25 protein-coding genes and 1 pseudogene are annotated in these 22,223 nt (G+C 52.3%); 13 read left to right on the top strand and 13 right to left on the bottom strand.

The annotated features are described in order from the left end of the window. Positions 1–116: 116 nt before the first annotated feature. Positions 117–1,322: a purine nucleoside transporter PunC gene (punC, locus tag ICA20_RS13595; RefSeq protein WP_038640365.1), complete on the bottom strand. Its 1,206-nt coding sequence runs from the start codon at positions 1,320–1,322 to the stop codon at positions 117–119. A gap of 113 nt (positions 1,323–1,435) precedes the next feature. Here punC and punR point away from each other — a divergent pair, with 113 nt between their 5' ends. Then, a complete protein-coding gene (gene punR / locus ICA20_RS13590) occupies positions 1,436–2,368 on the top strand; it encodes a DNA-binding transcriptional activator PunR (protein ID WP_038640367.1) in 933 nt (310 codons plus the stop codon). On the opposite strand, the gene purR is transcribed toward punR, so the two are convergent. After that, positions 2,365–3,390 (bottom strand): HTH-type transcriptional repressor PurR, encoded by a 1,026-nt coding sequence (purR, locus tag ICA20_RS13585; protein WP_038640368.1) that lies wholly within the window; start codon positions 3,388–3,390, stop codon positions 2,365–2,367. The two genes, punR and purR, sit on opposite strands and share 4 nt — an antisense overlap. Positions 3,391–3,687: 297 nt before the next feature. Here purR and cydH point away from each other — a divergent pair, with 297 nt between their 5' ends. Both cydH and ICA20_RS13575 read left to right on the top strand, forming a co-directional pair. Next, entirely contained in the window at positions 3,688–3,777 is a 90-nt protein-coding gene (gene cydH / locus ICA20_RS13580; protein ID WP_003029209.1) for a cytochrome bd-I accessory subunit CydH, read from the top strand. A gap of 175 nt (positions 3,778–3,952) precedes the next feature. Beyond that, positions 3,953–5,122, top strand: coding sequence for an MFS transporter (locus ICA20_RS13575; RefSeq protein WP_038640370.1), 1,170 nt, complete (start codon positions 3,953–3,955; stop codon positions 5,120–5,122). A gap of 39 nt (positions 5,123–5,161) precedes the next feature. Here ICA20_RS13575 and sodB read toward each other — a convergent pair whose 3' ends face one another. Beyond that, positions 5,162–5,743, bottom strand: a complete 582-nt coding sequence (sodB, locus tag ICA20_RS13570) for a superoxide dismutase [Fe] (RefSeq protein ID WP_003029205.1) — start codon at positions 5,741–5,743, stop codon at positions 5,162–5,164. 127 nt (positions 5,744–5,870) lie between these two features. Continuing rightward, positions 5,871–6,701 (bottom strand): C40 family peptidase, encoded by an 831-nt coding sequence (locus ICA20_RS13565; RefSeq protein WP_038640372.1) that lies wholly within the window; start codon positions 6,699–6,701, stop codon positions 5,871–5,873. Between the two features lie 334 nt (positions 6,702–7,035). Here ICA20_RS13565 and grxD point away from each other — a divergent pair, with 334 nt between their 5' ends. Then, positions 7,036–7,383, top strand: coding sequence for a monothiol glutaredoxin 4 (grxD, locus tag ICA20_RS13560; protein ID WP_003832760.1), 348 nt, complete (start codon positions 7,036–7,038; stop codon positions 7,381–7,383). 53 nt (positions 7,384–7,436) lie between these two features. Here grxD and rnt read toward each other — a convergent pair whose 3' ends face one another. The 4 genes from rnt to ICA20_RS13540 form a co-directional block, all read right to left on the bottom strand. Further along, complete coding sequence (rnt, locus tag ICA20_RS13555) at positions 7,437–8,084, bottom strand: ribonuclease T (RefSeq protein WP_038640374.1); 648 nt, start codon at positions 8,082–8,084, stop codon at positions 7,437–7,439. A 95-nt stretch (positions 8,085–8,179) separates the two neighbouring features. Beyond that, positions 8,180–8,587 carry a lactoylglutathione lyase gene (gene gloA / locus ICA20_RS13550; RefSeq protein ID WP_038640376.1) on the bottom strand — a complete coding sequence of 136 codons (408 nt, stop codon included), beginning with the start codon at positions 8,585–8,587 and terminating at the stop codon, positions 8,180–8,182. Positions 8,588–8,684: 97 nt separating this feature from the next. Beyond that, a complete protein-coding gene (locus tag ICA20_RS13545; RefSeq protein ID WP_038640378.1) occupies positions 8,685–9,782 on the bottom strand; it encodes an alkene reductase in 1,098 nt (365 codons plus the stop codon). Positions 9,783–9,836: 54 nt separating this feature from the next. Next, positions 9,837–10,436, bottom strand: a complete 600-nt coding sequence (locus tag ICA20_RS13540; RefSeq protein WP_038640379.1) for a TetR/AcrR family transcriptional regulator — start codon at positions 10,434–10,436, stop codon at positions 9,837–9,839. 100 nt (positions 10,437–10,536) lie between these two features. On the opposite strand from ICA20_RS13540, the gene ICA20_RS13535 reads away from it, so the two are divergent. The 3 genes from ICA20_RS13535 (at position 10,537) to sodC (ending at position 12,328) form a co-directional block, all read left to right on the top strand. Then, on the top strand, positions 10,537–10,776 hold the full coding sequence (locus ICA20_RS13535; RefSeq protein WP_038640381.1) for a DUF1289 domain-containing protein: 240 nt from the start codon (positions 10,537–10,539) through the stop codon (positions 10,774–10,776). A 49-nt stretch (positions 10,777–10,825) separates the two neighbouring features. Further along, positions 10,826–11,722 carry an aldo/keto reductase family oxidoreductase gene (locus tag ICA20_RS13530; RefSeq protein WP_038640383.1) on the top strand — a complete coding sequence of 299 codons (897 nt, stop codon included), beginning with the start codon at positions 10,826–10,828 and terminating at the stop codon, positions 11,720–11,722. Positions 11,723–11,803: 81 nt separating this feature from the next. Beyond that, positions 11,804–12,328, top strand: a complete 525-nt coding sequence (sodC, locus tag ICA20_RS13525; protein WP_038640384.1) for a superoxide dismutase [Cu-Zn] SodC — start codon at positions 11,804–11,806, stop codon at positions 12,326–12,328. On the opposite strand, the pseudogene ICA20_RS13520 reads toward sodC, so the two are convergent. The 3 genes and pseudogenes from ICA20_RS13520 to ICA20_RS13510 form a co-directional block, all read right to left on the bottom strand. After that, positions 12,304–14,344: pseudogene (locus ICA20_RS13520) on the bottom strand (FUSC family protein). The gene sodC and the pseudogene ICA20_RS13520 sit on opposite strands and share 25 nt — an antisense overlap. Continuing rightward, complete coding sequence (locus tag ICA20_RS13515; RefSeq protein ID WP_038640386.1) at positions 14,341–15,204, bottom strand: HlyD family secretion protein; 864 nt, start codon at positions 15,202–15,204, stop codon at positions 14,341–14,343. The pseudogene ICA20_RS13520 and the gene ICA20_RS13515 overlap by 4 nt, the downstream one beginning before the upstream one ends. A gap of 2 nt (positions 15,205–15,206) precedes the next feature. Beyond that, complete coding sequence (locus ICA20_RS13510) at positions 15,207–15,443, bottom strand: DUF1656 domain-containing protein (protein ID WP_038640388.1); 237 nt, start codon at positions 15,441–15,443, stop codon at positions 15,207–15,209. A 192-nt stretch (positions 15,444–15,635) separates the two neighbouring features. On the opposite strand from ICA20_RS13510, the gene slyA reads away from it, so the two are divergent. Next, entirely contained in the window at positions 15,636–16,076 is a 441-nt protein-coding gene (gene slyA, locus ICA20_RS13505) for a transcriptional regulator SlyA (protein WP_019076732.1), read from the top strand. A gap of 46 nt (positions 16,077–16,122) precedes the next feature. Here slyA and slyB read toward each other — a convergent pair whose 3' ends face one another. Then, positions 16,123–16,590: an outer membrane lipoprotein SlyB gene (gene slyB / locus ICA20_RS13500; RefSeq protein ID WP_003029175.1), complete on the bottom strand. Its 468-nt coding sequence runs from the start codon at positions 16,588–16,590 to the stop codon at positions 16,123–16,125. Positions 16,591–16,863: 273 nt separating this feature from the next. Between slyB and anmK the strand changes: the two genes are divergently transcribed. The 5 genes from anmK to pdxY all read left to right on the top strand — a co-directional run bounded on the left by anmK (position 16,864) and on the right by pdxY (position 21,444). Further along, positions 16,864–17,985 (top strand): anhydro-N-acetylmuramic acid kinase, encoded by a 1,122-nt coding sequence (gene anmK, locus ICA20_RS13495; protein WP_038640391.1) that lies wholly within the window; start codon positions 16,864–16,866, stop codon positions 17,983–17,985. Positions 17,986–18,078: 93 nt separating this feature from the next. Continuing rightward, positions 18,079–18,402: a C-type lysozyme inhibitor gene (mliC, locus tag ICA20_RS13490; RefSeq protein WP_038640393.1), complete on the top strand. Its 324-nt coding sequence runs from the start codon at positions 18,079–18,081 to the stop codon at positions 18,400–18,402. 59 nt (positions 18,403–18,461) lie between these two features. Next, entirely contained in the window at positions 18,462–19,118 is a 657-nt protein-coding gene (gene pdxH / locus ICA20_RS13485; RefSeq protein WP_038640396.1) for a pyridoxamine 5'-phosphate oxidase, read from the top strand. Positions 19,119–19,244: 126 nt separating this feature from the next. Then, the gene (gene tyrS / locus ICA20_RS13480; protein WP_038640399.1) at positions 19,245–20,519 is read left to right on the top strand and encodes a tyrosine--tRNA ligase; all 1,275 of its coding nucleotides are present in this window, start codon (positions 19,245–19,247) and stop codon (positions 20,517–20,519) included. A 64-nt stretch (positions 20,520–20,583) separates the two neighbouring features. After that, positions 20,584–21,444, top strand: coding sequence for a pyridoxal kinase PdxY (gene pdxY / locus ICA20_RS13475; protein ID WP_038640402.1), 861 nt, complete (start codon positions 20,584–20,586; stop codon positions 21,442–21,444). A 107-nt stretch (positions 21,445–21,551) separates the two neighbouring features. Here the strand turns inward: pdxY and gstA are convergent, their stop codons facing one another. Further along, positions 21,552–22,157 (bottom strand): glutathione transferase GstA, encoded by a 606-nt coding sequence (gene gstA / locus ICA20_RS13470; RefSeq protein WP_038640404.1) that lies wholly within the window; start codon positions 22,155–22,157, stop codon positions 21,552–21,554. Positions 22,158–22,223 lie beyond the last annotated feature (66 nt).

Raw genomic sequence — 22,223 nt, 5'->3', positions numbered from 1 at the left:
CCCGTTAATACCTAAAAATTATCGTTTTTGTAACAACTGGAAATCAGTATAAGCCTGATTTTTTGACGATTCAATAGAAAACTGTTAGCGGGCTAACTATGTGCCCGCGACAATTATTAGTGAGACTCACCGTGGGCAATTTGCGCCCGGTCATCTGTTTGACGGGTGTTATCGGTCTGCGATTGCATTTTGTAACCGAAGGCTGCCAGCAGCACTGTTGTCAGCATCACGCTGGTGGTGGTGAGCAGCGGGGTGGCGATCAGCCACGACACCACCAGACTTGCCAGGAAGCATAAACCCAGTTGCAGCGTATTTTGCAATGCGGCTGCGCGTCCTGTGGCCTGTGGGAAAGGACGTAACGCCTGAGCGACAACGATAGGATAGATTGCGCCGTTGGCAATCGCCATTACGCAGAATGGGATCAGAATTTCAGCCAGCGCAACATGATGAATAAAGCCGGTAGCCCAGGTGGCAACAACGCTGATGGCATAAAGAATCAGTAACCATGGCAGCATCTGACGACCTTGCCATTTTTGCAGCGCCGCACGACAGCCGTAACCACCAATTAAGAAGGCGATAGTTTGCGGAACATAGCTCAGGCCAATCACTGCCGGGCTGTAGCCCATTTCGCTAAGGATAAACGGTGAACCCGTCAGCCATGCGAAAAAGCTTGCGGAGCAGGCGGCATAAATCAGTACGTTTCCACGATAAGCTTCCGAGCGCAACAGTGTGGCGAAAGTCAGTTTATCCTGGCTGTCGTCGCGTGCTTTAACCGTCGGTTTTAAACGCAGGGCCGGAAGCATCAGAATCAAGGTAATAGCAAACAGGGTGGCGAAAATGGCCTGCCAGGAGAAATGGACCAGAATCCAGCTGCCCAATAACGGCGCGAGAGCCGGTGATAACCCGACCAGCGGCATAATGGTGGCAAAGATGCGGTTTACTTTTTGTGAAGGGTAATAGTCTGTAACCAGCGCTTGCCAGATAACCGACGCGGCACAGACGCCAACGGCCTGAATAAAGCGTAGCGCCAGCAAGCCAGTGGCGTTTTCAACCCACAGCATACCCAGACTACCCAGCGCAAAAATAGATAAACCCAACAGTAAAATCGGTTTACGGCCATAGCGGTCCGAGAGCGGTCCCCACAGTAGTTGTGCGACGGCGAAACCCGCTAAAAATAAACTTAGGCTGGCGCTGACGGCAGATGCAGGTGTTTGCAGATCGGACTGAATCGCGGCAAAGGCGGGCAGATACATATCCGTCGCCAGAAAGCCGAGCACGCTAAGGCCCGCCAACCAGACTAAAAAACCTTTCCCAGGTTGCATCATCATTTCTCTTTTTTTAGCAATAGAACAATGCCGCTGAGTGTAGTGAGTGTAATTCACGCTGTGAAACGCTAATATTTGCTTACTGATTTCAAATTTTTTGTAGGCAGAATATGTGGTCGGAATATTCACTTGAAGTGGTTGATGCGGTCGCGCGCAACGGCAGTTTCAGTTCAGCCGCGCAGGAGTTACACCGCGTACCTTCGGCGGTAAGCTACACCGTGCGCCAACTGGAGGAGTGGCTGGCTGTACCGCTTTTTGAGCGACGCCATCGCGATGTGGAATTAACGCCTGCCGGCGCGTGGTTTTTAAAAGAAGGGCGCTCTGTTATCAAAAAAATGCAGATCACACGCCAGCAATGTCAACAAATCGCCAACGGCTGGCGAGGACAACTGGCAATCGCGGTAGATAACATTGTCCGTCCCGAACGTACCCGACAGATGATTGTGGATTTCTATCGCCACTTTGATGATGTGGAACTGCTGGTTTTTCAGGAAGTCTTTAATGGTGTCTGGGATGCGCTTTCCGATGGGCGTGTGGAGCTGGCTATTGGCGCCACACAGGCCATTCCGGTAGGGGGGCGCTATACCTTCCGCGACATGGGCATGCTGAGCTGGAGCTGCGTGGTGGCCAGCCATCATCCGCTGGCGTCAATGTCGGGGCCGCTAAGCGATGATACGTTGCGCAACTGGCCGTCACTGGTGCGCGAAGATACCTCGCGTACATTGCCGAAGCGTATAACCTGGTTACTGGACAACCAAAAGCGCGTTGTGGTGCCTGACTGGGAATCTTCCGCAACCTGTTTATCTGCGGGATTGTGTGTAGGCATGGTACCAACACATTTTGCCAAGCCGTGGATTGATAGCGGTAAATGGGTGTCGCTGCAGTTGGAGAATCCCTTTCCTGATGCCGCGTGTTGTCTGACATGGCAACAGAACGATACCTCGCCAGCACTGAGCTGGTTGCTGGACTATTTAGGCGATAGCGAAACGCTGAATAAAGAATGGTTGCGGGAGCCAGATGAGGCCCCCGCACAACAGGCTTAACGACGATAATCGCGGAATGGACCGTCAGCAACGGAGCGGCGTTCTACCAGGCGCGGATGAACCTCGATAGACTGCGACTCTTCGCGTTTATTCACGATGCGGTCTAACAGCATATTAAAGGCCGTTTCACCCAGTGAATCCTTAGGCTGGTGAATGGTGGTCAGCGCTGGCGTGAAGAAGCGGGCGTTGCGCACGTTATCATAACCGATGAGCGAGACATCCTGCGGTACGCGCAGTCCCATCTCATCAGCGGCGCACAGCGCGCCCATCGCCATGATATCGCCACCGCAGAAGACGGCGGTCGGACGATGCGACTGTGAAAGAATTTGCTGCATGGCGCGATAACCGGATTCAGGTTCAAAATCGCCCTGTACAATCCAGTTTTCGGGAACCTTAATCAGCGCTTCTTCCATCGCTTTCATAAAGCCAGCCAGACGACCGGCCCCGGTATTCCGCTCCATCGGGCCCGGGATCGCGCCAATCTCGCGATGGCCGCGTTCTATCAGATACCGACCCGCCATGTAACCGCCCTCGAAAGCGTTATCAATGACCGTATCGGTAAAATCAGCCTTAGCTTCTCCCCAGTCCATGACAACCATCGGAATATGGCGATACTCTTCGAGCATCGAAAGCAGCGATTCCGGATACTCAGAACACATCACTAACAGACCATCAACGCGCTTTTGCGCCATCATCGACAGATAGGCCTGCTGCTTTTCAAGACTGTTCCATGCGTTGCCCAGAATCAGGGTATAGCCTTTCTGGAAACAGTTTTTCTCAACGGCTTCGATAATTTCGGCGAAATAGGCCGCTTCGCTGCTGGTCGCCAGCAAGCCGATAGACTTGGTGTGATTCACCTTCAGGCTGCGCGCAACTGCGCTTGGAGAATAGTGCAGCTCTTTAATCGCAGCCCAAACCGCATTACGCGTTTCTTCCGCGACAAAGCGCGTCTTGTTAATTACGTGTGATACGGTTGTAGTGGAAACGTTTGCTCGCTTCGCTACATCTTTAATTGTTGCCATTACATCTCACTCCAGACCATATCCTAAGCTCCTGAGAATACTCCAGGTAAACGTTTGCCTTCACACACCCTTAACGCAACGTAGGGGTTGCGGCACGCCGGGAAAACGACACGGAACGTCAGGAAGGGGTCAATGGCCGGTACGCTAATCAAGTAAGCGTGGAATTTTGTCTGATCTTAACGAAAAGGGGAAGAGTTAAAAGCAGTTATCAATATAAATCGTGAGAGATTTTTGCTTTCAAGTGTGTAAAAATGCGCAATATCACTTTTTGTGTGGGAATAAAAAGGAGAAAACTTGATGAGCACCGATCTGAAATTTTCGTTAGTGACTACCATTATTGTTCTGGGTTTGATCGTCGCGGGTGGCCTGACCGCAGCACTGCATTGATTTCCCCGAGGGAGTTAGCTCTCCCTCATCCTTTCCGCATCTATTCCCCCTCTATTGTTTGCGAATAAGCAAAAGTCTTTTGCAATTTTGTTAACTTTATTAATTTTGCGATCAATGTCATGCTTTTGACTCTTATTTTATGTCGCGCCACGGCTCGACGTTACGGAGTCGATATATGAAAATCAATTATCCCTTACTGGCGCTGGCGATTGGCGCGTTTGGCATTGGCACCACCGAATTTTCGCCAATGGGATTATTGCCCGTGATTGCCAAAGGGGTGGATGTCTCGATTCCCGCGGCCGGGATGCTGATTAGCGCGTATGCGGTTGGCGTGATGGTGGGAGCTCCGCTGATGACACTGCTGCTGTCCCATCGCGCGCGACGTAATGCGCTGATATTCCTGATGGCTATTTTCACGCTGGGCAACGTGCTTTCCGCTATCTCGCCGGATTACACCACGCTGATGCTGTCACGTATTTTGACCAGTCTTAATCACGGAGCCTTTTTTGGTCTCGGCTCTGTTGTCGCCGCAAGCGTGGTACCTAAACATAAGCAAGCCAGCGCCGTGGCAACCATGTTTATGGGGTTAACGATTGCCAATATTGGCGGTGTTCCCGCGGCGACGTGGCTTGGTGAGACAATCGGCTGGCGGATGTCGTTTATGGCGACGGCGGGTCTGGGCGTCATCGCTATGGTCAGCCTGTTCTTCTCATTACCGAAAGGTGGGTCAGGAGCGCGCCCCGATGTCCGCAGCGAACTGGCGGTACTTATGCGCCCACAGGTGCTGTCGGCTCTGCTGACCACTGTGCTGGGCGCAGGCGCGATGTTCACGCTTTATACTTACATTTCGCCGGTGCTGCACAGCATTACCCATGCCACACCGGCATTTGTGACCGGAATGCTGGTATTAATTGGCGTCGGATTCTCGATCGGAAACTATCTTGGCGGCAAACTGGCGGATCGTTCTGTCAACGGTACGCTTAAAGGCTTTTTGCTGTTGTTGATGGTTATTATGCTGGCCATTCCCTTCCTCGCGCGTAATGAGCTGGGGGCGGCGGTCAGTATGGTCGTCTGGGGCGCGGCGACGTTTGCGGTGGTTCCGCCGTTGCAGATGCGGGTGATGCGCGTTGCCAGCGAAGCGCCAGGGTTATCATCGTCAGTCAACATTGGCGCGTTTAACCTGGGAAATGCGTTAGGTGCGGCAGCCGGTGGGGCGGTGATTTCCGGTGGTCTGGGCTACAGTTTTGTACCCGTGATGGGAGCGATTGTGGCAGGGCTTGCGTTACTGCTGGTCTTTATCTCGGCAAGAAGGCAATCTGAAGAAGTCTGCACTGCCTCCAGCTAAGGCTAAAACGCAGAAGGGAGTCCCTTCTGCGTTATCATTTTATGCTGCGAAGTTCTTCGCAACAAATTCCCAGTTCACCAGCGCCCAGAAGTGCTCCAGGTAGCCAGGACGGGCATTGCGATAATCGATGTAGTAGGCGTGTTCCCATACGTCAACGGTCATCAGCGGCGTCGCGTCGGTCGTCAGCGGAGTACCTGCGTTGGAAGTAGAAACGATAGCCAGTTTGCCATCCGTTCCTTTAACCAGCCAGGTCCAGCCAGAACCGAAGTTTTTGATAGCGGCATCGGTGAATTGCGCTTTGAAATCCGCAAAGCTGCCAAAGGAGGCGGCAATTGCATCGGCCAGTTTACCGGTCGGCTCGCCACCTGCGTTCGGCGCCAGGCAGTTCCAGTAGAACGTGTGGTTCCATACCTGTGCAGCATTATTGAATACACCGCCTTCAGAGCTACGAACGATCTCTTCCAGTGATTTACCTTCAAACGCCGTGCCTTTGATCAGGTTGTTCAGGTTGGTCACGTAGGTTTGATGGTGTTTGCCATAGTGGTATTCCAGCGTTTCGGCAGAAATGTGCGGTGCCAGAGCATCTTTGGCATACGGTAATGCAGGTAATTCAAACGACATTGCTTCTCTCCTTATTATTTATATTGAGTACACACAATAGCCTCATTGTGAGTAAGGATAGGGTAGCAAATTGAAAGGTTATGCAAAAGAAGAACTTACCCTACAGCATGTTCTGTAGGGTAAGTTTTTAGCGAATTGTTTTCGGTGTCATTACCCGACGCGCGCCGACATAGTGGCGCTGCCAGTAATCTTCGCTCAGAGAAGTGATTTGAATTTCCTGACCGCTGCGCGGTGACTGAATAAATTTACCGTTACCCACGTAAACACCGACGTGATCGGCTGTGCCGCGACCTTGCGTGCGGAAAAAGACCAGGTCACCGTTTTTCAGCTCGCCACGTTCAATCGGTGCGGCGTCACGCAGGTGGTACATTTCATTCGCCGTACGCGGAATGCGGAATTTAACCAGATCTTTATAGGCGTAATAGACCAGACCGCTGCAATCAAAGCCGGTTCTTGGCGAAGAGCCGCCCCAACGGTAAGGTTTGCCGATTTGGTTCATCAGGGTGGACATAGCGGTTTTCGTCGCTTTCTGCACTTTAACTTTATGCGCCTCAGCAAGCGTTGTCGGTGCGGCGGTTTTCACTTTCACACAGCGCGGTTTATGACCTTTGCGCGGCGTACATTTTTCAGTCCAGGTAACGGCAGCGGTTTGTGCTGCGGCATTTTTGCTGCGACGGTTTACCGTTTTAGTCGATTTTGCCGGAGTGGCTGTGCGTTTTTTAGAAGAGGAGGCTGTTTTGCTACTGGTTTTGCTGGTGGTTTTTGTCGCCGATTTCTTGTTGGTCCTGGCTGTTTTTTGGCTGGTTGTTGCGCTTTTCTTTTTATCTACCGTTTTGACGGTGTGGGAACTGGTAGGTGTCGTCCTGGCCTGCTTGGAAGCATGCGCCATAGGCGTAAAAGGCAGTGTAGTAAAAAGTAAAGCACAGAGCGTGATCGAGATTCGGTTTATCCGCGCCACTGAGCAGTCCTCTGTTAAGGCAGGTCTATCATACCTGCGTGTGATTTTCAAAACTTGAAGATTCTAATCTATCGAAACGGGGAAAGTTAATAGCTTTTTTTGTTTAACGCGGCGTTTCGTTACCGACCGCAAAAAAAAACAGCAAATCAAAGTGTGGCCGGTGAATAAATAATCAAAACCATACACTTCGAGCGGGTAAGTAAGATTAAGAATGCAACTTTTAACGGCAGGCGATAAAATAATAACGCGTAATGAAAATGTTATTTTCCGTTGCCTGCCTGACCCGCTACAATGTCAGACTACTGCCGTAAAAGAAGTTTAAGGAAGCAAGATAATGAGCACCACTATCGAAAAAATCCAGCGCCAGATCGCTGAAAACCCAATTCTCCTGTACATGAAGGGTTCCCCTAAACTGCCAAGCTGCGGTTTCTCCGCTCAGGCCGTACAGGCGCTGTCCGCCTGTGGTGAACGCTTTGCTTATGTTGATATTCTGCAGAACCCGGATATTCGCGCCGAGCTGCCGAAATACGCAAACTGGCCGACCTTCCCACAGCTGTGGGTTGATGGCGAGCTGGTTGGCGGTTGTGACATTCTCATTGAAATGTACCAGCGCGGTGAGTTGCAGCAGCTGATTAAAGAAACAGCGGCGAAATACAAAACCGAAGAGCCGGACGCTGAGTAATATCAGCTGAAATAAAAAAGCGACCTGTGAGGGTCGCTTTTTTTATCGGTCCGTTATGCGTCTTCCGGTACGGGGAGAGGCCAGCCGCCGAGGCGTTTCCAGCGGTTAACGATTTCACAAAACAGCACGGCCGTACGTTCGGTATCATACAGCGCCGAGTGCGCCTGAGTGCCATCAAATTCCATTCCTGCCGCCAGGCATGCTTTTGATAACACAGTTTGCCCCAGCGACAGACCGCTTAATGCCGCAGTATCAAAGGTAACGAACGGGTGAAACGGGTTACGTTTCAGTGAGGCGCGTTCTGCAGCGGCCATCATAAAACTGTGGTCGAATGTGGCGTTATGCGCCACCATAATTGCCCGATTGCAGCCGCTGTCTTTAATGCCTTTACGTACCATTTTAAAGATGGCATGTAGAGCGTCGTATTCGCTGACCGCGCCACGTAAAGGATTGTTAGGGTCAATACCGTTAAAGGCGAGCGCTTCAGGCTGCAAATTTGCCCCTTCAAACGGCTCTACGTGGAAATGTAACGTCGTGTCCGGCATCAGCCAGCCTTGTTCATCCATTTTCAATGTGATGGCTGCGATCTCAAGCAGCGCATCGGTTTTGGCATTAAACCCTGCGGTTTCGACATCAATGACGACAGGGTAAAAACCACGAAAACGGTCACACAGACCGGAAAGTTGAGCGTTATCGGACATCTGGGTCTCTTAATACGGGAAAATTGCAGCGCGTATTATGGCAAAATGATGATGATAAAACTACGGGCACAGACGATCTGCGCCCGAGGGGGAGGTTAGTCGCCCAGGCCGCGCCCGGCGTCTTTCTCTTCAATTAATTCAATTTTGTAGCCGTCCGGATCTTCAACAAACGCGATCACGGTTGTGCCGCCTTTTACCGGGCCAGCTTCACGCGTCACGTTACCACCGTTCTGACGAATACGTTCGCAGGCTTCAGCCGCGTTGTCTACGCTCAGGGCGATATGACCGTAGGCTGTGCCCAGCTCATAGTTGTCAACGCCCCAGTTATAGGTCAGTTCGATCACGGCTTCACTGGTTTCAGGACCGTAGCCAACAAAGGCCAGAGAGTACTTGTATTCAGGGTTTTCGCTGGTACGCAGCAGCTTCATGCCCAGCACGTTGGTATAAAACTCGATGGAACGCTGCAGGTCACCCACGCGCAGCATGGTATGAAGTAAACGCATCTTTTTCCCCTTCGAAAATGGCTAATACATTCAAAATGTTGTTTTAGTATAGCGGCGTTGTTACGCCGCTATCAATGGCAGAACGGAGATTGTGACGTTAGAGGGTCGGGTAATCGGTGTAACCTTCCGCGCCGCCGCCGTAGAAGCTTTCGGCACGCTGTGGGTTCAGTTCCGCTTTATGTTGCAGACGCGCCACCAGATCCGGGTTAGCGATATAAGCGCGACCAAAAGCAACGGCGTCGATCAGACCTTTCTCGATCAGCGTTTCGGCTTTTTCAGGCGTGTAAGCGCCTGCGCCAATGATCGGACCGTGGAAACGGGCACGCACTTTCTCGCGGAACGCGTCGGAATACGGCTCACCACCAGCCCAGTCCGGTTCAGACATATGCAGATAAGCGATACCGCGCTTGCCCAGTTGTTCAATCAGATACAGCGCGTCGGCTTCTTCATTCGGACCGTTGTCGACGTTCTGGAAAGAGCCAATCGGAGAGACGCGAATGCCAATGCGATCGGCACCCCATTCTTTAATACCGGCATCGACAACTTCCAGCACCAGACGCGCACGATTCTCGACGCTACCGCCGTATTGATCGGTACGCTGGTTAGAGGTTGGCGACAGGAACTGGTGCAGCAGGTAGCCGTGGGCGGAGTGCAGTTCTACCATGTCGAAACCCGCTTCACGCGCGTTAGCAATTGCCTGACGGAAATCATTAACGATACCCGGAATTTCTTCCGTTTCGAGTGCGCGCGGCATAGTCGTATCGGCACGCGTCGCCAGACCGTTTTCATCGCGCAGTGAGGTGCGGGTACCGGCGCTAATCGCGGAAGGTGCTACCGGTGGCTGGCCGTTTGGCTGCAGACTGGCGTGGGAGATGCGCCCGGTGTGCCACAACTGGACAGCAATATGACCTTGCTCAGCATGTACGGCTGCAGTGATTTTCTTCCATGCGGCAATCTGCGCTTCGCTGTGTAGTCCCGGCGCACCGGCATAGCCTTTCGCCTGGGCGGAAATCTGCGTCGCTTCACTGATGATGAGTCCCGCGCTGGCGCGTTGACGGTAATACTCGGCCATCAGCGGAGTAGGGATGTCGCCAGGCTCAATGCTGCGCAGACGCGTCAATGGCGCCATAAAAACGCGGTTTGCTGCCGTAATGGCACCCACTTTCAGTGGGGAAAACAATTTTTCAGATGACATGTGGTACTCCTGAATAGACCGGTCGTCTAGTAATAAAAGAAATAAAAACGCCTGTTAAACGGCAGGCGTTGTAATGATGGTTTTAACGTGCGCCAGCGCATTTTCCAGCGGCGTGGCGCTACGAGAAATCTTGGCCTGAAGATTGGCGCCCAGCCACAGCGCATACAAAACCTGCGCCTGCTGTAATGGCTCGCCAACAAAAGACAGACAATGATTGGCCTGACCTTTCTCCAGCGCCTGCGCCAGCAACGCAATAATGTGTCGCGCGCCTTTATCCATCGCGGTACGCATATCTTCTGACAGATCGCACACTTCGGCAGACAGTTTAACGGTTAAACAACCGCTAATAATGCCGTGCTGGCTAAACTGATTCAGGGTTTCCTGATAGTAAGCCAGAATCCTGTCGCGGTAATTTCCCGCCCCCGTATCAAAATGCGTAGCCAATCGCTGATGATAAGCTGCATAGTGGCGTTCCAGCATCGCGACGCCGAACGCTTCTTTTGAGCGAAAATAGTGATAAAACGAACCCTTAGGCACTTCAGCGGTTTTCAGTAGCTCACTCAGACCCATGCCGGTGAAGCCACGCTGCATGCACAGCAGCTCGCCAGTCGCCAGAAGATGTTCGCGTGTATCGTGTTCAGTGACTTTGTTCATGAAAGAAGCATAATAGACCAGTCGGTCTAATGCAATAGCGCTTGCGAGAAATTCAGTTAACGTCTTCAATAGATATATCAATCTTACTACAGGAGGGGATGTGGCCGAACAGCTGGAATTTTTCCCCGTCCAGAGCCCATGCCGTGGTATATGTCAGTCTGACGAGCGCGGCTTTTGCCGTGGCTGTTTTCGTAGCCGGGATGAGCGTTTTAACTGGCAAAAAATGAGCGATGCCGAAAAGCAGGACGTGCTGCGTCTTTGTCGTCAGCGCCTGATGCGTAAATTACGTGCAAACAAACCCAACCCGCCGGAAGAACCGCAACAACCTTCACTCTTTTAAAAGCGTAATTGCGTATACTCGATGCACATTCATTTATAAGGAAGCTGCTATGGTTCAGCGTATTACTATTGCGCCGCAAGGCCCGGAATTTTCTCGCTTTGTGATGGGTTACTGGCGCCTGATGGACTGGAATATGTCCACGCGTCAGTTAGTCAGCTTTATTGAAGAGCATCTTGACCTGGGCGTTACCACCGTCGATCACGCCGATATCTACGGCGGATACCAGTGTGAAGCAGCGTTTGGCGAGGCGATGAAGCTGGCTCCGCATTTACGTGAGAAAATGCAGATTGTCACCAAATGCGGGATCGCCACGACGGCGCGCACGGAAAATGCGCTCGGGCACTACATTACCGACAGCGCCCATATTATTGCCAGCGCGGAACAATCGTTAAAGCTGTTGGCGACCGATCATATTGATTTGCTGCTGATTCATCGTCCCGATCCACTGATGGATGCAGACGATGTGGCCGACGCATTTAAAAAATTGCACCATAGCGGCAAAGTGCGTCACTTTGGCGTCTCTAACTTCACCCCTGCGCAGTTCTCGCTGCTGCAATCGCGTCTGCCGTTTACTCTGGCGACCAACCAGGTTGAAATTTCACCGGTGCATCAGCCACTCCTGCTGGATGGCACATTAGATCAATTGCAACAGCTGCGTATCCGCCCGATGGCCTGGTCCTGCCTCGGAGGCGGTCGTCTGTTTAATGACGATGCCTTCCAGCCGCTGCGCAATGAACTGGCCGCGATCGCAGAAGAGTTGAACGCACAGTCTATTGAGCAGGTGGTGTACGCCTGGATCTTGCGTCTGCCTTCGCAACCGCTGCCGATTATTGGTTCGGGTAAAATCGAGCGTGTTCGTGCCGCCATTGAGTCCGAAGCGCTGAACATGTCTCGCCAACAATGGTTCCGTATCCGTAAAGCCGCGCTCGGTTATGACGTGCCTTAATCGCGTTTTTGGCGCTTCACCGTTCAAATTTGTGTCACTGGTTTACACTTATCAATCAGACACCTTTTAGACGGAGGTCTTATGAAGCGTTTGAGTTTAGCCATTATTACCTTACTGGCCTGTGCAGGTGCGCAGGCTGCCAGTGAAGAAAAAGTGACGATGAATCTGGTGACGTCGCAAGGCGTCGGCCAGGCGATTGGTACTGTCTCAATTACTGAAACCGGAAAGGGGCTGGAATTTACCCCCGATTTGAAAGCGTTGCCGCCGGGTGAACATGGTTTCCATGTGCATGCCAACGGCAGCTGCCAACCGGCGATTAAAGACGGGAAGGCGTCAGCGGCGGAATCAGCGGGAGGGCATTACGACCCTCACCAAACGGGTAAACACGAAGGCCCGGAAGGTGCAGGCCACATGGGTGACCTGCCGCTGCTGGTGGTGAATAACGATGGTAACGCCACAACACCGGTCGTTGCGCCCCGGCTTAAATCCCTGGATGAGGTAAAAGGTAAGGCGCTGATGATTCATGTGGGCGGCGATAATATGTCCGATCAACCGAAACCGCTTGGCGGTGGCGGAGCGCGCTACGCCTGTGGCGTTATCAAATAATCAACTGCTTAGCGTACCCGGTGGTGGTGCTTGTTCAAGCTGTGACAGCGAGCAATGCAGCCGCCAGACGAGGGCCGACAACTCCTGCGCAGCAGGTTGGTGATGGTGGGCGAGCGTATCGCAGATACGCTGTAGCTCGCTTAGCGTGGCATTCAACGGTCGTTGTTGGACGCCGCGCTCACTCATCACGTCGCGAAGCAACGCGATACATACGTCCCTGACGCGAGCCAGCGGATCAGAGCGCGCCTCCCAGGTACGCAGTTGCCACACCACATGCGAGCAGTTCAGCAAGACAACCCCCCAACGTAATAACCAACGCCTCGCCAGCGCATCCTGACTGTTACTCAACTGGCTGACGTGATGATAGGTCAACGACTCAAATTCATTCTCACTGAGTGCAGGATGTCGGCTGAGCTGATCGACAAAATCCCGACGCAGGGCGCGAATATGACGGCGGCTTTTCCGCGCATCCGATCCGGGGCGTAGAATGGCGAATGCCAGCCATGACAGCGCCACGCCGGTGATTTTCGCCAAATTGTCATTCAGAAAATCAGCAAAATCGTATACCGGGGGATTCGTTACCGCGATGAACGATCCCATAAACACGATAAGCTGCCCCCAAAGCCCCGCCAGCGCAGGCATTTGTAGCTTTAACAACTGCATGGTGGCGAGGAGCGGGAAGAGAAACAGGATGAACTGCCAGAGGTCGGTAATTTGTACCATCAAACCAAACTTGACCACAAAGCTAAACAGCGACAACAAAACCAACGTGCGCATTAACAAGGAAAGTGATTTGAAGGGTGTGGCAACGGCGGAATACAACACGCTGCTGATGGCCGCGAGCGTGAGTGCGCCAGATCCTGATTCCCATTGTGCGCCAATGCTCCATGCGCCGATAAGCATCAAAGTGCAGAACGTGCGCAACCCGCTCCAGATAGCTTCCGCATTATCGGTATGGCGGGCAAGCCCTGGCGTACGAGCAACATTGATACGTTCGGCGGTAACGCCATTTTCCAGCAAATGCAGGTAATGGCTGCTACGTAAGTAGAGGCGGCAAAAATAGCGCAGCCGTTGCCAGAAGGCGACGTGTCGATAATCGCGGGCATCGACGGGCCGCAGTGGGGCGATGATACGCGCGACGGTATAGCTGTCGGTATTGGATTTGACCAGCGCGCCAAGTAATTGCTCAATGATATCGCGGGTATTAGCGGGAGGATTAGGCCAGTTCAGCAGCATTCTGCGCAGGCTGGAAATCACGCTTGTCATACGTAGCTGCTGATGCAACAGCGAATTGAGTAAGGCATTTTGGCGGCGAAAGCGGTAGTGACTCCAGAACGCCTGTATACGCAACAGGTTCATGGTCAGAATCTGACCGATAACACCTTCATGTGCCGTGCGGATGGCATCCGTTGTCTCCGGTTGCCAGAGCAAACTGGCATGTTCCAGCAAACGCGTATGCATGTTTTTCAGTGCTGTAAGCAACGTGGTGCCATCGGAGGTGCTGGGTAGGATCATCATCATCATCCCCCCGCACAAGATACCGACAATGACCTCGCATACGCGGGCCTGCGCGATATCCCATAACTGCGTGATCTCGACGGTATTGACCATGGGAAACGCGATGATCGCCGCCGTGTAACCCGCCAGTTGAAAGGCGTAGGCGACGTTATTAGTAAAATGCGCGCAGGCCCAGGTACAAAAGCCGATCCAGACTGACATGCTCAGCAGAAAAAGCCACGGTTCATTGAGGGTATGGCCGGCAATAATCAGTGCGGCTGTCGCGCCAAGTAAACTACCAGCTACACGGCCCAGGCTTTTGCTGATCACCCCGCCGACGGTAGGGAAACTCACCACCGCCGCCGAAGTCATCGCCCAATAGGGCTCGTCCAGATTGAGATAATCGGCGAAGGTTAACGCCAGACACATTGCAATGGTGTTACGCAGCGCATAACGCCACTGTGCCGGCGTGGCTTTAAACCACGGCCAATTGCCTGGCGTCAGGGGGGGCATTTTCATTTACGCTGGCCGATGGAGACGCTACAGGTGGTGCCTGAGACCAGTGTGACATCCTGCGGCAAAGCGTCAAATTCAATGCGTACAGGGACACGCTGCGCCAGACGTACCCACGGCACGTTAGGTTTGATGTCGGGAATCAGACCGGAATCGCTTTCAACACTTTGGTCATAAATTGCGCGACCGATGCTGGAAACGTGACCCTGTAACTTAACGTTGCCGCTGTAGAGCGTAATTAACGCCGGTGCGCCTTCGCGTATGTGACGCAACTTCGTTTCTTCAAAATACCCCATTACATAAAAAGAGTGGCTGTCGACAAGAGCAAACAGCGGCTTACCGGTTGAGGCGTAGTCGCCGGTGCGGGTTGAAAGGTTGGTGACCCAGCCCGCTACGGGCGCTTTGACGACCGTTTGCGACAGTTGCCATTGCGCCTGGCGCAAACTGGCCTCGGCTGCTTCAACGCTTGCCTGCATCGCTTTTACGTTGAGGTTGGCGGTATCCAGATCTTCGGCTGAGATATAATTTTGCGATAAGTGACGACGGCGATTGGCTTCGTTATTCGCTTTTGCCAGATCGGATTGTGCTTTCGCCAGCTGTGCTTGCGCATTCAGTTCAGCAATGTGAAACGGCGTCTTGTCGATAGTAAACAGGACATCACCTTTATTCACGAACTGGTTATCTTTTATATTGAGTTCATTAATGCTGCCCGAAACCTGCGGTGTGATGCTGACCTGTTCTGCGCGCACTTTGCCATCACGTGTCCAGGGCGATTGCATATAGTAATTCCACATCCACCATCCGGCAAAAACTGCGATTGCAGCGACTATAATGGTTGAGAAGTATTTAATGGTTTTGAGCGACATAATCACCACACAATCAGCATAACAAAGGCCAGACCTACGCTAAGCGTAAAGAGAGACAGATCCATCAACAGGGGATGCCAGATCTCACCGGAATAAATCCAGTCGCGCAGCAGGCGATGAACAACCAACCAAAGAATAAACCCTGCGACAAACGCCTTGAAAATGGGAGGGAAGTAGACAGATGCACCGATCATTAAATCTTGTAGGGGCAATCCTGTTGCATTAAACATAAACTTCACGGGCAAAATCCTTGACGGAAGAGAGCATTGCTATAGGTTTAGCAAAAAAGAGACGATGAGTCTCTGTAACACATAATGTCTGAAAAAATGTCAACCGGTAAGCAAATTTGGCAATACATTTGTTTTGAGAATACAAATGCTGCACACTATTCTAAAATCAGTACAATAACTTAGCAAGCTAATTATAAGGAGATGAAATTGGAATCGCCATTAGGTTCTGATCTGGCACGGTTGGTGCGCATTTGGCGTGCTCTGATTGACCATCGCCTGAAACCTCTGGAGTTGACGCAGACGCATTGGGTTACGCTGCACAACATTCATCAGTTGCCACCGGATCAATCGCAGATCCAGTTGGCTAAAGCGATTGGCATCGAACAGCCTTCGCTGGTACGTACGCTTGACCAGTTGGAAGAAAAGGGACTCATTTCACGACAGACTTGCGCCAGCGATCGTCGGGCAAAGAGAATTAAACTGACTGAGAAAGCCGAACCACTGATCGCAGATATGGAAGCGGTTATCAACAAGACACGTGGAGAGATTCTGGAAGGGATTTCAGCTGAGGAAATTGATCTGCTGATAAAACTGGTCGCCAGACTGGAACACAATATTATTGAACTGCAGTCTCAGGGCTGAGACGAGAGATGACGTGTGGCCAGAGCCTGACCACACGTAAATTCGATTAACGTGGAGACACGGTAACCTGGCTGCCGTTGTTCGCCATAACAACACGCTGACCCGCAGAGAATTTGGTCGCGCCCTGTTTCTGAACCACCATGATGGTATTACCATCATCCTTACGGATTTCCAGTTCGACACCCTGAGTTTTATTCATCGCGCCTTGCACGCCCTGGCCCGCAACGCCACCGGCAACTGCGCCTGCAGCCGTCGCTAATGAACGACCCGTACCGCCGCCGACGGTGTTACCCAGGAACCCGCCGAGCACCGCACCACCGATAGCGCCAATTACGTTTGCGTCATCGCCACCCTGGATTTGCACCGGACGAACATGAACAATCGTACCGTAGGTAACGTTCTGAACTTGTTTCGCTTCGGATGCGGTATATACGTCGCCTGAAAGGCTATCATTGTTCACGCAGCCCGCTAAAGATACGCCCATTAATGAAACAATCAGCACACGTTTAATCATTTACAAATCTCCTTTGTCACCACGAAACGCTAATAAAGCCCCATCATGGTTAAATTATATGGCATTTGTGAGCCTGAGGTCACATGTTCCACTGGCACAATGTGAAAATCTTAACCGAAATCGGATCAACCGAGTATAAACGAATCATTCATATAATTGATGTAATTAAGCGACCGTTGGCATGATTTCCTCTCAAAAATCATTCAGGAAGCATGGCATTAGTCTGCACTTTATGGTTGAGTGTCAAGGCTAATTTGCTTAAAAGGATGACGTATGAAATCGGGCCGTTTTATCGGTGTTATGTCTGGAACCAGCCTTGATGGCGTCGATGTTGTGCTGGCGACAATAGATGAAACGATGGTTGCACAGCAGGCGAGTCTGACCTGGCCTATCCCTGGTCATGTAAAACAGGCGATTCTGGATATCTGCCAGGGGCAGCAGCTTACGCTTTCTCAGTTTGGTCAACTGGATGCGCAACTGGGTTATCTTTTTGCTGAGGCGGTAAATGCGCTACTGGCGAAGGAAAAATTGAAACCGCAGGATATCGTGGCGATTGGCTGCCACGGACAAACCGTGTGGCATGAACCGAACGGCGCCGCGCCGCACACGCTGCAAATTGGTGATAACAACCAGATTGTCGCGCGTACCGGGATAACCGTCGTCGGCGATTTTCGTCGGCGTGACATCGCGCTCGGTGGGCAGGGCGCGCCACTTGTTCCTGCGTTTCATCAGGCACTGTTGGCTCATCCTACGGAACGGCGGATGGTGCTGAACATCGGCGGAATTGCCAATTTGTCTCTGCTTATTCCGCAACAACCCGTTCGTGGATACGACACCGGGCCGGGCAATATGCTGATGGATGCCTGGATCTGGCGGCAATGCGGTCAACCTTACGACAAAGATGCGCAGTGGGCCATTTCAGGAACGGTAGTCCTGCCGTTGCTGCAAAATATGCTTAACGACCCTTATTTTTCCACGCCTGCGCCCAAAAGCACTGGTCGTGAGTATTTCAATTACGGCTGGATAGAGCGTCATCTGGCGCAGTTCCCGGGAATCAGCCCACGCGATGTACAGGCGACGCTTGCCGAACTGACGGCCGTCACCATTTCAGAGCAGGTCTTGTTAAGCGGCGGCTGTGATCGCCTCATGGTATGTGGCGGTGGAAGCCGTAATCCGCTGCTGATGATGCGTCTGGCGGCATTATTGTCAGGTACCGAAGTCACCTCTACCGATGAAGCCGGGATCAGCGGCGACGATATGGAAGCGTTAGCCTTTGCCTGGCTGGCGTGGCGAACGCTGGCTGGATTACCGGGAAATTTACCTTCTGTGACCGGGGCGTCAGAGCCGAGCGTGTTAGGGGCGATTTATCCTGCCAATCCGCGAACTCAGAGTTAACTGAAATTATTCAGCGCGGCATACCGGTAAACTAGGGATATTAGGGAGGGTGCCATTACCCTCCGGGACCAGGAAAGTCTTCAGGATAGGGCTATGAAAAAACTGTTGTTAGTATGTCTGCCGGTACTGCTTAGCGGGTGCAGCGTGTACAACCAATTTGTTGAGCGTATGCAAACCGACACGCTTGAATACCGCTGTGATGAAAAACCGCTTACCGTGAAGCTGAACAATACGCGCCAGGAAGTGAACTTTGTTTATGATAATCAGCTATTGAACCTCAAACAGGGCATGTCGGCATCGGGGGCGCGCTATACGGATGGTATCTACGTCTTCTGGTCTAAAGGCGACGAGGCAACGGTCTATAAACGAGACAGAATTGTGCTAAATAACTGTCAGTTACAGAACCCGAAGCGTTGAGATTTTCACCTGGGCGGCGCACAATAGCGTCACCCACTGACAATCCGTAGCCCAACATCATGTCTGATAACGACGAATTGCAGCAAATCGCGCATCTGCGCCGTGAATACACGAAAGGCGGTCTTCGCCGCCACGATCTTCCCGCCGAGCCCCTTGCGCTGTTTGAGCGTTGGCTGGGGCAAGCCTGCGATGCCAAACTGGCAGACCCTACTGCTATGGTTGTTGCGACCGTTGATGAAAACGGTCAGCCGTATCAGCGCATCGTGTTGCTCAAACATTATGATGACAAAGGGCTGGTTTTCTATACCAACCTCGGTAGCCGCAAGGCGCATCAAATCGAGAAGAACCCCCGTATCAGTCTGTTGTTCCCATGGCATACCCTGGAACGGCAGGTGATGGTGATTGGCAAGGCTGAGCGCCTTTCCACGCTTGAGGTGGTGAAGTATTTCCACAGTCGCCCACGCGACAGCCAGATTGGCGCCTGGGTATCTAAACAGTCCAGTCGAATCTCCGCTCGCGGCATTCTTGAAAGCAAATTCCTTGAGCTGAAGCAGAAGTTTCAGCAAGGGGAAGTTCCGTTGCCCAGTTTCTGGGGCGGCTTTCGCGTAAGTATTGAACAAATGGAGTTTTGGCAGGGCGGCGAAAATCGTCTGCACGATCGTTTTTTATACCAACGTGAAGATAACGCGTGGAAAATTGATCGTCTGGCCCCCTAAAGATGCAAAATTCTTGTTTTAAGCGCTGGTGCTGATCAATCCGGCGCTTTATTCTATGTTTCTTTCGCATCAGGCGAAAAGTCGTGTACCGGCAAAGGTGCAGTCGTTTTATACATGGAGATTTTGATGGCAAGCAGTAACTTGATTAAACAATTGCAAGAGCGGGGGCTGGTGGCCCAGGTGACGGACGAGGAAGCGTTAGCAGAGCGACTGGCGCAAGGCCCGATCGCGCTCTATTGCGGCTTCGATCCTACCGCTGACAGCTTGCATTTGGGGCATCTGGTTCCATTGTTATGCCTGAAACGCTTCCAGCAGGCAGGCCATAAGCCTGTTGCACTGGTAGGTGGCGCGACCGGTCTGATTGGTGACCCGAGCTTTAAAGCCGCCGAGCGTAAACTGAATACCGAAGACACCGTGCAGGAGTGGGTGGATAAAATCCGTAAGCAGGTTGCACCGTTCCTCGATTTCGACTGTGGCGACAACTCGGCGATTGCTGCGAACAACTACGACTGGTTTGGCGGTATGAATGTACTGACTTTCCTGCGTGATATCGGCAAACACTTCTCTGTTAACCAGATGATCAACAAAGAAGCGGTTAAGCAACGTCTGAACCGTGACGATCAGGGGATCTCCTTTACCGAGTTTTCTTACAATCTGCTGCAGGGCTATGACTTTGCTTGCCTGAATAAACTGCACGGCGTGACGCTGCAGATTGGTGGTTCTGACCAGTGGGGTAACATTACCTCAGGTATCGACCTGACCCGCCGTCTGCACCAGAATCAGGTATTTGGTTTGACCGTTCCGCTGATCACCAAAGCGGACGGCACCAAATTCGGTAAGACCGAAGGCGGCGCAGTGTGGCTGGATCCGAAGAAAACCAGTCCGTACAAATTCTACCAGTTCTGGATCAACACCGCCGATGCGGACGTTTATCGCTTCCTGAAATTCTTCACGTTCATGGACATTGAAGAGATCAATGCGCTGGAAGAAGAAGATAAGAACAGTGGTAAAGCACCGCGTGCCCAGTATGTTCTGGCTGAGCAGGTCACACGTCTGGTTCACGGTGAAGAAGGTCTGGTTGCGGCAAAACGCATTACCGAAAGCTTGTTCAACGGCAACCTGAGCGATTTGAGCGAAGCGGATTTCGAACAGCTGGCGCAGGATGGCGTGCCGATGATTGAGATGGAGAAAGGTGCGGATCTGATGCAGGCGCTGGTCGATTCCGAACTGCAACCGTCTCGCGGCCAGGCGCGTAAGACCATTGCGTCTAACGCGGTGACCATCAACGGTGAGAAGCAATCCGATCCGGAATATTTCTTCCAGGAGAGTGATATCCTCTTCGGGCGCTACACCTTATTACGCCGTGGCAAGAAGAACTATTGTCTGATTTGCTGGAAGTAAGATTTAGTTAGCAGGGGCGTGGGAAACTACGCCCCTTTATTTTTTCAGGGTTGTGATAAGTAAAATGAAAAATATCCTCGCCATCCAGTCCCACGTTGTTTTTGGTCATGCGGGCAACAGCGCGGCTGAATTTCCGATGCGTCGTCTTGGCGCAAATGTCTGGCCGTTAAATACCGTGCAGTTCTCTAACCACACGCAGTACGGCAAATGGACCGGTTGCGTTATGCCGCCGACTCATCTGACTGAAATCGTGCAGGGTATTGCCGATATCGATAAACTCCAGACCTGTGACGCAGTACTAAGCGGCTATCTTGGCTCGGCAGAGCAGGGTGAGCATATTCTGGGTATTGTGCGCCAGGTTAAAGCGGCCAATCCGCGGGCAAAATACTTTTGTGACCCCGTGATGGGGCATCCGGAGAAAGGGTGTATCGTCGCGCCGGGCGTGGCGGAATTTCATGTGCGTCATGCGCTTCCCGCCAGCGACATTATTGCCCCGAACCTGGTTGAACTAGAAATTCTGTGCGAACATGCGGTTCACAATGTGACTGAAGCGGTGATGGCTGCCCGTGAGCTGATCGCCCAGGGGCCAGAAATTGTGCTGGTGAAACATCTGGCTCGCGCAGGTATTAGCACCGATCGTTTCGAGATGCTGCTGGTCACTGCGCAACAGGCGTGGCATATCAGCCGCCCATTAGTCGATTTTGGCGCGCGTCAGCCGGTTGGCGTGGGTGACGTTACCAGCGGCTTGCTGCTGGTGAAACTGCTCCAGGGCGCGTCTTTACAGCAGGCGCTTGAGCATGTGACGGCGGCAGTGTACGAAGTGATGATCGCCACCAAAGAAATGCATGAGTATGAACTGCAGGTGGTAGCCGCTCAGGATCGTATCGCGATGCCTGAACACTACTTTAGCGCGACGCAGTTGTAATCAATGCCCGATGGCGCTCACGCTTATCGGGCGTACGTTTGGCCGTCGGCCAGCCAAGTAAGTAGGCCGGATAAAGCGCCTGGCGCCGCCATCCGGCACATTAGTGATTAGCTCAACCCTTCTGCTTTAAGCGCTGCGGCAACCGCCGGGCGTTCAGCCATACGCGCCATATACGCCTCGATATGGCTTAATCCTGCCATATTCAGCTTAACCGCATAAGCCCAACGCAGCACGGTGAACAGATAAGCGTCTGCAATGCTAAAGCGTGGGCCGCAGATCCATTGCCCATCTTTCAGCGATTCATTCACGTACTGCATTTTTTTCTCCAACTGCGCGCGAACGGTTGGCTTGTACTCTTCCGGCGTATCGGGACGGAACAGCGGGGTAAAACCTTTATGCAGTTCTGTCGCAATGTAGTTAAGCCATTCGATGGTTTTGTAACGGGAGAGGCTGCTGGTAGGGGCGAGGAGGTGGCGGTCTGGCACTGTGTCCGCCAGGTACTGCATGATGGCGACGCCTTCGGTTAGTAATGTACCGTCGTCCAGCAGCAGCGCGGGAACTTGTCCTTTGGGGTTTACCGCGAAAAAATCATCGCCGTTTTCCAGACGTTTCTTCATCAAATCGACACCATCCAGCGTGAAATCTTTACCGCTCTCACGCAGCGTGATGTGGGAAGCGAGAGAACAAGCGCCCGGTTTGTAGAATAGTTTCATCGGTAACTCCTTTTGGCTGAGGTTTATCGTATGGTAGTGCTACCTCAGGTAAAAAAAAAGCCGCTA

Source organism: Citrobacter sp. C5_2 (assembly GCF_014596845.2).
Classification (GTDB): Bacteria; Pseudomonadota; Gammaproteobacteria; order Enterobacterales; family Enterobacteriaceae; genus Citrobacter; species Citrobacter werkmanii.
Note: the sequence above shows the minus strand (reverse complement) of the source record. Positions and strands in the feature narration are given on the sequence as shown.